Raw genomic sequence first — 13,518 nt, 5'->3', positions numbered from 1 at the left:
ACTCATCCCCTTCTAATTCAACTTATTAACGATTTCACTTAATTTCTTATCCTTAAGCAAGTCATCAACTACAACAATTTGAATATTGCTGTATCTAACGGCTAAATTCTTCTTAGCAGCTGGTGTAACAATTAATAATTCACTTGGCTCATCTTTAATTTCATTAATTCTTAAGGCCTTAACCGGAATATTCTTACCAGCCTTCTTAATTTCATCTTTCAACAAGCTTGTTGCCATTGTTGCACTACCAACATGTTGGTCATGGCGGATAAAGATAATTTCTTTTACTTTACTGAAATCGATATTTTCAAGTGAACCCTTCTTCGGCTTATCCTCTGGCTTTTCTGATGGCTTATCTTCGATTTGGGACATTGCCTTAAAGTTAGCAACAATAGTGTCATATTTTGGACTACTTAAGAAATTACCTACGGCAATGTGCATTGCGTGTGGTGTCTTTTGAAGAGCTCGATCGGCTAATTCTTCTTGAGTAACAACCAATAAACCATTTTCATCTTTCAAGTTTCTAACCGCGATATTAGTTACAGGAATATCAATACCTGCTTTCTTAAACTTGTCACGAAGTAATGAAGCACCCATTGCGGAAGATCCCATACCAGCGTCACAAGCAAAAATCACTTTATTAATATCTGAATATGATTTGATAGTATCTTGAGCATTTTCAATATTTTCAGTTTCTTGACCTTTAGATTCAGCCTTCATAGCTTGCATTTGAGCTTGTTTTTCTGATAAGTCACCACTGTCTTCGCTCTTATCAGCTTTCAAAATAATTGCAGCAATCACAAATGAAACAATTGCAGCTCCTAAAACCCCGATAATGTTACCGAAGTATGAATCTTTGGCTGAAACAAGCAAGATAGCCAAGATTGAACCTGGTGAAGCAGCTGCCTTTAAACCACCGTTAAAGGTTGTAAATAAGAAAGTACCTGTCATACCACCAGCAATAGTAGCTAAAATTAATGAAGGTTTCATTAATACGTATGGGAAGTAGATTTCGTGGACCCCACCGAAAAATTCGATAATTGCAGCACCTGGAGCTGAACTCTTAGATCTCCCTTTACCGAAGAACATAAATGCAAGAAGCACTCCAAGACCAGGACCTGGATTTGATTCCATTAAGAAGAGCACCGACTTACCAGTATCAGCAGCTTGTTGAATACCTAACGGAACTAAAATTCCGTTACCAATTGCATTGTTCAAGAACAATACCTTTGCTGGTTCAATAATAATGTTGGCAAATGGCAACATATGAGCACTAATAATTGCGTTAACACCAACTCCTGCCCAGTAACTTCCCCAAGCCATTACTGGTCCGATAATGAAGTAAGCAAAAATTGCGGCAATCATTCCCAAAATACCAAGTGAGAAGTTGTTGTAGATCATTTCAAAACCAGATCTGATCTTATCTTGGAAAACATCATCAAGTTTTTTAATTAACCATGCACTAAGTGGACCCATAATCATGGCACCTAAGAACATTGGTTGAGTTGTTCCGACGATAACACCAATAGTACCGATCGCACCTGCGACGGCTCCACGTTCTTCGTCGACCATCTTACCTCCGGTATAACCAATTAAAAGTGGTAAGAGGTAGCGAAGCATTGGTGAAACCAAATTGTTAATATCTTTGTTTGGGAACCAACCGTGTGGATACATGAATAAAGCGGCAGTTAACCCCCAAGCAATAATGGCAGCGATGTTAGGCATTATCATCCCTGACAAAGTTGTTCCGAATTTTTGAATCTTCACTTTAAAAGAAGATTTCTTTTTTACTTGAGCCATAAATTTTTCCTCCCTTGAAAACTTACATTTTTATCATAGATTTAAAAGTAAGCGTTTACAATGACACAAAAATAGAACTCTGGCACAAAACTGTGCCAGAGTTTATAATGACGTTAATCGCCTAATAATTTACTTTTTATGTTATTGAAAAATTCACTAGCAATTGCCTGTTTAATTTTGTCCTGATCTCCATCCGTAAATAACTCAAGATTACTATCATCCATGATAATCATACTGGAGATTAGATTCATTGCTGCTTGTTCTTCTTTAGTTAGTTCTCCCGGACCAAGCATTAGTAGAATTCTTTTTACCTGAATTTCGTTATGGTCCATTGCCTGCATCGTTATTTCATTATCTAGGTCAAAAATGGTAAATAAACAGCGAGAAATTTCCTTACTACTAGTATGAAGCAGAGCCATTTTACTATTTGGCAAACCAACTGGAGCCAGGCGGACACGTTCAAGCAATTTCTTAACTACCGGTCGCCTTTTCTTAAGAATAGTTGAATCAATATGTGCCAAGCATTCCTGAATCACTGCAATTAAATCTTCCGAATTATCTTTAAGACGCTGGACGCGCACTCCATTGACTAATTCAGCACAAAAGAGCGCATTAATTGACAACTTATTAAGTTGATCAACCAAATCTCTGTTACTTTCAACTTCTTCCTGCTTACTTTTTAATGGATACTTTTGTTCATATGTCCGCAAGTAATTTTTAATTCGACTTATTTCATTATCCAGTAGTAACGGACTTACTAATTGATAATCCCGAGAAAAATTATTTAGTTTGAGTGTAGATAAAATCAAATCATAACTTGATAAATCCAAATCATTGAGTTTTGATACTCGACTAATTTTAATAGCTTTAATTTCTGGAAATTTTTGCTTTAAGCGAGCACTAAGAATTGCGGAAGTACCAATACCATTTTCACAAACAACCAAAGCTGAAAAATCTCGATTGCTTTGACCGCTCGAATATTCTTTAGCAAAGTAAAGCAAGATTAGCTGCATTTCTGAACTTGTCAGCTCAATCCTTTCAAAATATTGTGGCCAATAGCTTTCAATTGCTTGATACAGATCCTTGAATTTTTCAGTTAAGACTGCTAAAGTTTCAATCTTACTATCTGGTAACAAAGTCACCCGTTTTTTCATTAAATTATAAATATGTTGTGTGAGACGTTTAATAAAAGTAGGATTTTTTTGAAAATTGAATTTAACTTCATTAGAAATTGCTTCAATAAATTGCTTAACTTGAATAGAAAGTTCAAGTTCTTGATCATTATCATACGACAGTGAGAAGTGATGATAACTAGCAAGCATGGTCTTATTGGCTAGATAATTAATATCACTTTGATTTACTTTTAATTGCCGATGTGCAGCATATAATGCAAAGAACCGATAAACATAGCCCTGATATTTTAAGGAATTTTTTTCCTGGGGAATATCTTCTAAGTTATGACCTTCTGCTGCACGCTTAATAGTTGTCGCAAATACTAAAATCAATTCAATTATCTGCTGATCTGTACTTGTTTTAATTTGATTAAAAACACTTTGCTTTAACAAATCATATATTTTTACTAATAAATCTCGATCTATTAAGCTAAGAAAAATATTCGAATTATTCTCTTTTTTATTTAAATATTCAAAAAAGTCATACTCATTAATATTATCAACCAAAATTTTAACAAATAATTGTCGACGAATTTTTTCACTAGTTTCAAGTGAGACGCCGACACCTTTTTTACGAACTAATTTGATCTTATATTGAGCCAAAGATTTTTCAACTGTATTCAAATCATTTTGAATTGTTGCCTCACTAACTTTTAGATCTAGCGCCAATTCAATTATTTTGTGCGGCTCATTATCTATTAAGAGCATAGCGGCAATCGCATTCTCTCGATCGGAAATTGACATTACGGTTTGTTCTTTAACTTGTCTAATTTCTTTCTTGATTTTTTCAATATCCTGTAAATCACCTTTAAGCTGGTAACTTCCTTTATGATTGATAATCTCCAAATTATTTTTAAGCAGAGAATTCTTTAGCTCACTAAACTCACGGTATAGTGTTCTCCTACTAATATCTAATTGCTCTTCCAACTCCTTGCGACTTACTCCACTAGGATTTCTGGTTAAAATTGAAAGTAGCCTTTTTTGTCTATCTGTTAAAAACATGTACTTCCCCTCATCTTTTGATAGCCCTTTCATTATAAAGGAGATTTAGGCAATAAAAAAGAGCCTTCAAGAAGGCTCTCTCAAAATTATTTATCTATATTTACTTAGTTTCTTCACCATCAAAGCAAGCAAGCATTAGTTCTTCGATTTGACTAATTAATGGAGATACTGGATTAGTTACAGTGTTTTGATCACCGTATGCTTCAACTGCCAATTCAGCTACCTTATTCTTAAATTCATTTTCGTCAACACCGTATTCCTTAAATGCTAGCTTAATATCAACTGAATGAGCTAAATCAATGATCTTTTGAACTAATTTTTCAACTAATTCATGATCAGTTGAACCTGTTAATCCAAGTGCTCTAGCAATATCTGCATAGTCTTTTTCAGCACGGTAAACTGAGTAGTGTGGCCACATAGCCAACTTTTGTGGACGTTTAGCATTGAAGCGAATTACTTGTGGAAGAGCAATTGCATCACTTACACCACTTGGAATATCAAATGTTGAACCAACCGTGTGGGCAATTGAGTGTTGCAAGCCTAAGAAGGCGTTGGAGTAAGCCATACCGGCAATAGTTGCAGCATCATGCATTCTCTTTCTTGCATCAAGATCGCCATCATATGAAGCCTTCAAGCTTTCAAAAATAATCTTAATTGCTTCAAGTGACCATCCACGAGTAAAGTCAGTTGCCATTGTTGAAACATAACTTTCAATAGCATGACCTAAAGCTTCAAATCCTGACCAAGCGATTAACTTCTTAGGAAGTTCTTGAACAAATTGATCATCGACAATTGAAACATCTGGGTTAAGAGCATAATCACATAAAGTATGTTTAATACCTGTTGTTGCATCTTTAATGATTGCGACTGGTGAAACTTCTGAACCAGTACCTGAAGTAGTTGGAATACATACTAACTTGACTTCATTTTCCTTTGGGAAGCGTACTACTCTTTTTCTGATATCAAGAAACTTTTGATAAGCTTCTTCAAAAGTCATTTCTGGATTTTCATAGAATAAACGCATTGCCTTAGCGGCATCCATGACTGAACCACCACCAATAGCGATGACTACGTCTGGCTTGAAGATGTTCATGCGGTGAACACCATCTTTAATCACATCGGTATCTGGATCAAGAGTTACAGCCTTAAATACTTCATATTCTTTACTGCCGCGACGCTTAGAAATAATGTCAGTAATTTCATCAGCAAATCCTTGATTAGCAACACCTTCGTCAGTTACGATGAAGAAACGATGAACATCTGGCATATGACGTAAGTAGTTTGCAGCATTATGTTCAAAATAAGTCTTAGCAGGAACTTTTACCCATTGCATATTGTCACGGCGCATTGCCACCGTTTTAATATTTAACAAATCTCTTGCACCAACATTGTGTGAGAAGGTATTGGCACCATATGAACCAGTTCCCAAAGTAAGTGACGGAAGCATGTTGTTGTAAAGGTCGCCAATACCACCTAAGGCTGCTGGTGAGTTAACCAAGATACGGCAAGCATCCATCTTCATAGCAAATTTCTTAATAATCTTTTGATCATTAGAGTGAAGACCAGCTGTATGACCGCGTCCACCATAATTTAATAAATCAGTACAAATCTTGAAGGCGTCGTCATGACTCTTAGCACGATACAAAGTAAAGACTGGTGATAACTTCTCAGCAGATAATGGGAAGTTCTTTCCAACGCCGCGATATTCGGCAATGATCACTTTAGTATCTTTAGGAACCTGTACTCCACAAAGTTGAGCAATTTCATAAGCTGACTTACCAGCTACTGGTCCTGCAACAGTACCACGTTTTGGATCAATAAAGTGTTGTTCAAATTTCTTGATCTCTTCTTTGTTTAAGAAGTAGCAATTCCAATTCTTAAATTCCTCTTTTACTCGATCATAAATTTGATCATCGACTACGACAGAGTTTTCTGAAGCACAAACCATACCATTGTCGAAAGTCTTTGAAAGAATAATATCATAAACTGCACGCTCAATATTAGCAGTTCTTTCAATGTAAGAAGGTCCGTTACCAGGTCCAACACCAATGGCTGGCTTACCTGATGAATATGCTGCCTTAACCATACCTGGACCACCGGTTGCTAGAATGGTTTGGACATCAGGGTGGGTCATCAAATCATTAGTTGCTTGGATACTAGGTTCTTCAATCCATTGAATTGCATCTTTGGGAGCACCTGCAGCTACAGCAGCTTTTTGCAAAATCTTTCCAGTTTCCACGCAACACTTTTGAGCTTGTGGGTGGAAGCCAAAAATAATTGTATTTCTTGTCTTTAAAGCAAGCATTGTTTTGAAAATGACGGTTGAAGTTGGATTAGTTACTGGAGTAACACCTGCAATAACACCTTTAGGTTCAGCAATCTTAACTAGACCTAACTCCTTATCTTCTTCAATTACACCAACTGTCTTTTCGTGACGTAAACTATTCCAAATGTTTTCACTAGCATACATGTTCTTGGTAGTTTTATCTTCTAAGACACCACGCTTAGTTTCTTCAACTGCCATCTTTGCCAATGGATATGCATTTTGTTCTCCGGCCGTTGCAATTGCCTCACAGATCTTATCTACTTGTTCTTGCGAAAAATTGGCCATTTGATCTAAAGCAACATGTGATTTTTTTACCAAATTATCAACCATGTTGTAGATTTGTTGATTTTTCTCTTCTTCTGTAACGATATGCTTTTCTTCTGTCTTAGTCATAATTGATTACCTCTAAGATCTACTAATGATTGTGAAACTTTTTACAATTCTCACTATATCACTTTCAAAATAAATGTAAACGATTTATTTTGAAAATTGTTTGATGCACAAACTATAATATCCTTTATTCCCTTACTAGCTTATATGTGAAAGCGTTATCTAAATTATTTGTTTGTGAATTAACAAACTTATGAATAAGATATATTATCATTCACTTAATTCTGGATTACTTTTAAAATTTCATTAAAAATTATGGAAAGAAAATCTATAGATGATAAAATATTAAATATATTGCAAAATTGGGGAGATTTAATGGTTGAAAAAAAATCAAATACTAATTCAGGCTACAAACGAACTTTAAGTAATGCCCATATCCAATTGATTGCACTTGGGGGTACAATTGGAACAGGACTTTTCTTAGGAGTTGGTGATAGTATTCACCGAGCTGGTCCTAGTGTAATTTTAATCTACATCATTGTCGGGACTTTCCTATTCCTTTTAATGCGTGCATTAGGTGAACTTATTATGTCAGACCTAAGCAAGCATACCTATATTGATTTCATTGAAAAATATTTAGGAAAAAATATTGGATTTATTACTGGTTATCTTTATTGGTTAAGCTGGATTACTTTAGGAATGGCTGAAACAACGGCTTTAGGGATCTACTTCCAATACTGGTTCCCTAGTTTGAAACCTTGGATTCCTGGTCTAATTACCATCGTAATTCTATTAGGTATTAACCTGATATCGGCAAAAGTTTTTGGTAATCTAGAATTTTCATTTTCAATTATTAAGATTGTTACCATTATCGCTTTCGTAATTTTAGTAGCATATCTTTTAATCACTGGTGGTAAAACCACCTTCGGTCCTGTAACTTTTGCCACTTTAAATGATCACGGTGGTTTCTTTGCAAGAGGTGGAAAAGGATTCTTGCAGGGATTTCAAATGGTTATCTTCAGTTTTATCGGGGTTGAATTAATCGGACTAACTGCAGCCGAAGCACAAAATCCTAAGGTTACTTTAAGAAATGCAATTAATCAGTTACCCGTTAGAATTATCCTGTTTTACGTATTAGCAATCCTTGCTATTTTATTAGTAATTCCATGGTCAAAAGTTTCTACTAATTCAAGTCCATTTGTTCAAGCACTTGGTGCAACAGGTATGAGAAATGCCAGCTCAATCATTAACTTTGTAGTTATTTCAGCAGCTGTTTCGTCTACAAATAGTTTCTTATATAGTGCTGGTAGGCTTTTATTCTCCGTTACATATGACAAAAAAGGCAAGTGGAATCAAACATTCGGCCACCTTTCTAAACGTCAACTTCCACAAAATGGTTTAATTCTATCAGCTATCTTAATGGGATTAGCACCGATAATCACCCTGATTATCGGTGACCAAGCATTTAACTTCATTTCTTCAGTTGCTACAAGTATGTTCTTAATCATTTGGTGTTTAATGATTTTAACTCACATGTCCTATCGCCGAAAAACTGATGAAAGTGAATTTCATGATTTCCAAATGCCAGGTTTTCCATATCTTGATTACTTAATTCTAGCCTTCTTTGTAATATTAATTATTTTATTGCTAATATTGCCAAGCTATCGAATTCCAATGATCTCTGCAATTTTAACTTTTGTAATTTTGTATATCATTTCAAAAATCTGGGATAAAGAAAATGCCTAAAAAAATAAGAGTGACTTTGATCACTCTTATTTTTTTATCTTATTAATTGTTTTTGCAGGTACGCCAGCAACAATCGTATTATCTGCTACATTCTTTGTTACAACTGCGCCAGCCCCAACTATCGCATTCTTTCCTACGGTAACGCCTGGTAAAATCTTTGCTCCTGCACCAATCCAGGCATTTTTCTTTATTTTCACGGGTTTTAAATCAAATTCTCTTCTATGTAGTGGATCAATTTGAGGATTAACAGTGATTAGAAGTGCTCCTGGACCAATCAACACATCATCCTCGATAACGATACCACCTGTGTCGACCATCGTCACATTAGAATTAATAAAAACATTCTTACCAATCTTGATATTTCGACCATAGTCCGTATAAAATGGTAATCTAATTTCAACTGATGAATCAATCTTCCGCCCAGTTATTTCACTAACAAGCTGCAAAACCTCGCAATTACAATGTCTTTGTGTATTTAAATTCTGCAATAATCTCTGATTTTGTTCAATTAATCGTCTACAGTTTTCGTCCATATTTATTTCCTTCTCTTTTCTTGCTAAACCCAAGTTTAAATTGTATGCTAAGCAATGTAAAAAACTTATTAATTATCTTTTGGTATAACAAAAAATCATGGTGATTATATGGAACTACGTGTATTAAATTACTTTTTGGCTACCGCACAAGAACTCAATATGACTAGGGCAGCCGAAAAACTTCTTGTTTCTCAACCAGCTTTATCTCGTCAAATTGCAGATTTAGAGGCCGAACTTGGAGTCAAACTTTTCATCAGAAAACCGCGTCAGTTAATTCTGACACCTGCTGGTCAATACTTACAGGAACAAGCTAAAGAGATTTTAACTTTAACTCAAAAAACAAGAGAAAATCTTCAATCTTCCGAAATTATCAGCGGAGATTTAACAATAGCTGCTGGTGAAAGTATCGCTATGCAGCGAATTGTTAACATCATCAGTAATATCGTTCAAGACTATCCAACTGTAAAATTCCATATTATGAGTGGGGATTATGAATACGCTGAAAGGCGTTTAAATATCGGCACAGTTGATTTTGCACTAATCATTGGTAACTTGCCGCTAGATAACTATAATAGCCTACAGTTACCTGAAAAGGACAGTTGGGGAATATTAGTAACTAAAGAAGATCCTCTAGCTCAAAAAGAATTTATTAAACCTCAAGATTTGATCGATCGGCCGATTCTAACCTCGCAACAAGCAGAAAACTTTTCAATTTTTGACAATTGGTTTGGCAACTATAGAGATAAAATGAATATTATTGGTACCTACAATTTAAGTTTTAATGGAACTTTAGTTGTGAAAAATCATGCCGCAGTAATGTTAACATTAGATCACTTAGCCAACACATCGGCCGATTCTGATTTAACTTTTATTCCACTAAAATCAATGATCCATCTACCATTAAATATTATTTGGAAAAAAGAAACTACCCTTTCTCCTGTTGCTCAATTATTCTTAGACCGTTTACGTGCTTCACTGGAAGCATAAAAAAACTGCTAATTACCATCTTATTTGATAGTATTAGCAGTTTTTTATTATCCCTTACGCGTAAATCTGCGCTTAAGTTTTTGCCAAATCGTCAAAGACTTAAGCATATGATCTGCTGGAATATACTTCCGAATCTCGCGCAAAGTTTTCTTTACTTCTCTGGTAGCGAAGATGAAATTACCATTTTGTCTGGTACGAATTTCAAATCTCGGAATATACTTTCCTTTAAATTTTACATCCGCAACAACATAGGTTACTTCGTTCCAAGGAATTTGAACGTAATCAGTTACATTGCGTTCATTATAAAATTCAAAAGCTTTATCACCGATCATTGCCTTACCGTAACTTGGTACACTTCTAAACCATGTAGCAGCTACCGTAAAGTCGACCCTTGTATTGATTGATTTGACCATTTTTGATTAAAGGATTCCCCAAAGGTGGAATAATACACCAACAACGAAAATACCGATAATGATCCAAATTGGTGAAACTTTCTTCTTCAATAACCACATACATAAGAATGTTAAAAGAAGTCCGGCTAATCCTGGGATTAATTGGTCAAGATTATCTTGTAAGGTAGTAGTCTTAATGTTAGTTAATTGCTTACCTTTACCCATATCCCATTGAAGAAGGGCATCTTGAATACCTTTTGCTCCTGCAGGAAGCTTGTCCCATTCGATGTAGCCACCCTTTTGAATAGGTGTTTTAGAAACAATTGGGATGAACTTAATGTTAACCCAACGTTCAATCAAGGCACCTAAAACAAACATACCCATCATTGAGGCACCACGGGTAACCTTTTGCAAAAGACCACCTGATACGTCCTTAGTAATTGCAGAACCGGCCTTGTAACCAAATTCTTGTGTATACCATAAGAAGCCAAGACGAATTAAGTTCCAAAGAACGAAGAATAAGATAGGACCAACGACATTACCACTTAAGGCCATTGAGGCACCTAAAGCACCAAGGATTGGACGGATAGTAAACCAGAATACTGGGTCACCAACACCGGCCAAAGGTCCCATCATACCAACCTTAACACCTTGTACTGCTTCGTCTTCAACGTCAGCACCGTTAGCTTTATCTTCTTCCAAAGCCAAAGTAACACCAAGTACAGGTGAAGCTAAGTATGGGTGAGTGTTAAAGAATACTAAGTGTCTTTGTAAGGCAGCAGCTAAATCTTTCTTATCTGGATATAATTTTCTCAATGCTGGAATCATTGAGTATGCATAACCACCGTTTTGCATTCTTTCATAGTTCCATGAACCTTGAAGGAATTGTGAGTGCCACATAACGTTAAAGCGGTCACGCTTAGTTAATTGAAATTTCTTATCAGCCATTATAAAAATCCTCCTCTAAGCGCCTATTTTAATAATCATCAATAATATCGCCAAGTGGATCACCAGTGTTTGAACTGTTTGATGCAGATTCACCGTTGCCACCTTTTGATTCAAGAGCTAAGTACATCAAGGCCAATGAAATACCGATAGCACCAAGGGCGATTAGAGTTAATTCTTGAATTGCTGCTAATGCAAAACCGATAGCAAAGAATGGCCAAGTTTCTTTTGAGGCCATCATGTTAATAACCATTGCGTAACCAACAGCTACAACCATACCACCACCGATTGACATACCTTCGCTCAACCATGTTGGCATCAACTTAAGCCAACCTTGAACAGTTGAGGCAGGAATAGCTAAAAGAAGTCCAGCTGGAATAGCGATTCTTAAACCTTGTAAGCAGACAGCAATCCATTGCCACAAGTTAATCATTCTCCAGTTACCCTTTTTAGCTTCAGCATCCATGATGTGAACGATAGCAGTAGAAATAGTACGGACAATCATAGTTAAGAACAAACCAGCTACGGCTAAAGGAATAGCCAAACCTACGGCTGTACCGACACCTGCCTTACCTTGACCACCTTCGATCAAGATAATTGCAGAAGCAACAGAAGCCAAAGCGGCATCTGGTGCAACAGCGGCACCAACGTTTGCCCAACCCATTGCGATCATTTGCAATGAACCACCTAAAATAACTCCAAGTGTTAAGTTACCAGTAACTAAACCAATTAAAGTACAAGCAACTAATGGTTGGTGGAATTGCCATTCATCCAAGATACCTTCGGTACCAGCAAGAAAGGCAACAACTAAGATCAAAATGATTTGAATAAAGTTAAATTGCATTTATTTACTCCTATTTATTCTTTTCGTCAAGTAAAGTTTGAGCCTTGTTTAAGATAGCATCCATATTACTTGGACTATCTGATGGAACTTTACGTACATCAAATTTAACGCCCATCTTTTCAAGTTCACGGAATGTATCAACATCTTTTTGATTCATTGATAAAACATTGTTTGCGTTAACGTCACCTTCACTGTATGACATTGAACCAACATTAACTTCCTTGATGTCAACTCCGGCCTTAATAGCTCTTAAAACATCTTCAGGATTTTCAAACAAAAGAAGTGCGTGTGTATCACCAAATCTTGGGTCCTTAGCAATTTCTTCCATCTTCTTAAGTGGAACAGTGTGTGCCTTAACTCCAGCTGGCGCAGCTTCACGAATCATACTCTTACGTAATTCATCCTTTGCAACGCTGTCTGATACAACAATTACACGATCAGGCTTCATTGCAGGAATCCAACCAGTTGCAACTTGACCATGAAGTAAACGAGAATCAATTCTTGCCAACACGTACTTGATATGACCATCACCTAAAACAGTTCCTTCTGGAATAGTCTTAGATGAACCAGTAGCTTTACCTTCAGATTGAGCCGGTGCAGCAGCTTCAGTCTTAGGCATCAAATCTGATGGTTTAGTTTTAATACCATCAATTGCTGGGGCAATTACTGCAGTTGCAATTTCGTGTGCAGTAGCCTTATCATTCATCATTCTTTCAGTCAAAGCCTGAACAACCATTGGTAAGTTCAAACCGCTAACGATTGCCCAATTATCATGACCATCGCTAAGAGTATTAGCCTGATTGAATGGTGTTCCACCCCATAAGTCAACTAAGAACAATACTTCATCTTGGTCATCAAATGAAGCAATTGCTTTTTCCATTTTGCCACGAACATCATCTGGACCTTCTTCAGGCTTTAAGATGACATGAGCAAAATTTGTTTGTTCACCAAAAAGCATTTGCGCAGATTGTGCAATACCATCAGCGAAACCACCATGGCTGGCTAAAACAATTCCTACCATGTTATTTCCTCCTCTAGATCAAAAATAAATCCTTTATTATTGTATCAAAAAACGCTTACATAAAAAACCGTTTTTTTGAAATTTTTTCAAATTTTCATTTTAATTTCTACACGTACAGAAGTTTAATACAATAACATTTTTAATCCAAAAATAAAATAACGTTATATTAAATTTTCAAACAGAAATTATTAAATAAAAGCAACGAAAAAAGGAACCACCTTCCGGTGATCCCTTCCTTGCATATTCCGTTTAGCTCCGGCTGTCAGACTCGAACTGACGACATCTTGATTAACAGTCAAGCGCTCTACCAACTGAGCTAAGCCGGAATATTAAAAAAGAGCGCGGCAGCTTCCTACCCTCGCAGGCAGTTGCCCACCAACTACTCTCGGCGTTAAGAAGCTTAACTTCTGTGTTCGGCAT

At 36.2% G+C, this 13,518-nt stretch carries 10 protein-coding genes, 1 tRNA gene and 1 rRNA gene; 2 read left to right on the top strand and 10 right to left on the bottom strand.

Annotated features, from left to right (window positions below):
* Positions 1 to 12: 12 nt before the first annotated feature.
* The 3 genes from NFR82_RS01735 to adhE all read right to left on the bottom strand — a co-directional run bounded on the left by NFR82_RS01735 (position 13) and on the right by adhE (position 6,693).
* Positions 13 to 1,800 carry a PTS mannitol transporter subunit IIBC gene (locus tag NFR82_RS01735; protein WP_251716431.1) on the bottom strand — a complete coding sequence of 596 codons (1,788 nt, stop codon included), beginning with the start codon at positions 1,798 to 1,800 and terminating at the stop codon, positions 13 to 15.
* Positions 1,801 to 1,913: 113 nt separating this feature from the next.
* On the bottom strand, positions 1,914 to 3,974 hold the full coding sequence (locus tag NFR82_RS01730; protein WP_251716430.1) for a BglG family transcription antiterminator: 2,061 nt from the start codon (positions 3,972 to 3,974) through the stop codon (positions 1,914 to 1,916).
* A gap of 100 nt (positions 3,975 to 4,074) precedes the next feature.
* The gene (gene adhE / locus NFR82_RS01725) at positions 4,075 to 6,693 is read right to left on the bottom strand and encodes a bifunctional acetaldehyde-CoA/alcohol dehydrogenase (RefSeq protein WP_251716429.1); all 2,619 of its coding nucleotides are present in this window, start codon (positions 6,691 to 6,693) and stop codon (positions 4,075 to 4,077) included.
* A gap of 312 nt (positions 6,694 to 7,005) precedes the next feature.
* Between adhE and NFR82_RS01720 the strand changes: the two genes are divergently transcribed.
* Positions 7,006 to 8,376: an amino acid permease gene (locus NFR82_RS01720; RefSeq protein ID WP_251716428.1), complete on the top strand. Its 1,371-nt coding sequence runs from the start codon at positions 7,006 to 7,008 to the stop codon at positions 8,374 to 8,376.
* Between the two features lie 26 nt (positions 8,377 to 8,402).
* Here NFR82_RS01720 and NFR82_RS01715 read toward each other — a convergent pair whose 3' ends face one another.
* Positions 8,403 to 8,909, bottom strand: a complete 507-nt coding sequence (locus NFR82_RS01715; RefSeq protein WP_251716427.1) for a DapH/DapD/GlmU-related protein — start codon at positions 8,907 to 8,909, stop codon at positions 8,403 to 8,405.
* Positions 8,910 to 9,017: 108 nt separating this feature from the next.
* Between NFR82_RS01715 and NFR82_RS01710 the strand changes: the two genes are divergently transcribed.
* The gene (locus tag NFR82_RS01710) at positions 9,018 to 9,896 is read left to right on the top strand and encodes a LysR family transcriptional regulator (RefSeq protein WP_251716426.1); all 879 of its coding nucleotides are present in this window, start codon (positions 9,018 to 9,020) and stop codon (positions 9,894 to 9,896) included.
* Between the two features lie 47 nt (positions 9,897 to 9,943).
* On the opposite strand, the gene NFR82_RS01705 is transcribed toward NFR82_RS01710, so the two are convergent.
* The 6 genes from NFR82_RS01705 to rrf form a co-directional block, all read right to left on the bottom strand.
* Complete coding sequence (locus tag NFR82_RS01705) at positions 9,944 to 10,309, bottom strand: DUF956 family protein (RefSeq protein ID WP_251716425.1); 366 nt, start codon at positions 10,307 to 10,309, stop codon at positions 9,944 to 9,946.
* 6 nt (positions 10,310 to 10,315) lie between these two features.
* Positions 10,316 to 11,236, bottom strand: coding sequence for a PTS system mannose/fructose/sorbose family transporter subunit IID (locus NFR82_RS01700; protein WP_251716424.1), 921 nt, complete (start codon positions 11,234 to 11,236; stop codon positions 10,316 to 10,318).
* A gap of 28 nt (positions 11,237 to 11,264) precedes the next feature.
* Complete coding sequence (locus NFR82_RS01695) at positions 11,265 to 12,077, bottom strand: PTS mannose/fructose/sorbose transporter subunit IIC (RefSeq protein WP_251716423.1); 813 nt, start codon at positions 12,075 to 12,077, stop codon at positions 11,265 to 11,267.
* Positions 12,078 to 12,087: 10 nt separating this feature from the next.
* Complete coding sequence (locus tag NFR82_RS01690) at positions 12,088 to 13,098, bottom strand: PTS sugar transporter subunit IIB (protein WP_251716422.1); 1,011 nt, start codon at positions 13,096 to 13,098, stop codon at positions 12,088 to 12,090.
* Between the two features lie 253 nt (positions 13,099 to 13,351).
* Positions 13,352 to 13,424 (bottom strand) — tRNA-Asn (locus NFR82_RS01685).
* A 13-nt stretch (positions 13,425 to 13,437) separates the two neighbouring features.
* Positions 13,438 to 13,518 (bottom strand): 5S ribosomal RNA (gene rrf / locus NFR82_RS08900); the annotation flags it as partial.

It is taken from the genome of Lactobacillus agrestimuris, from assembly GCF_943193025.1.
In the GTDB taxonomy this organism is placed as follows: Bacteria; Bacillota; Bacilli; order Lactobacillales; family Lactobacillaceae; genus Lactobacillus; species Lactobacillus agrestimuris.
Note: the sequence above shows the minus strand (reverse complement) of the source record. Positions and strands in the feature narration are given on the sequence as shown.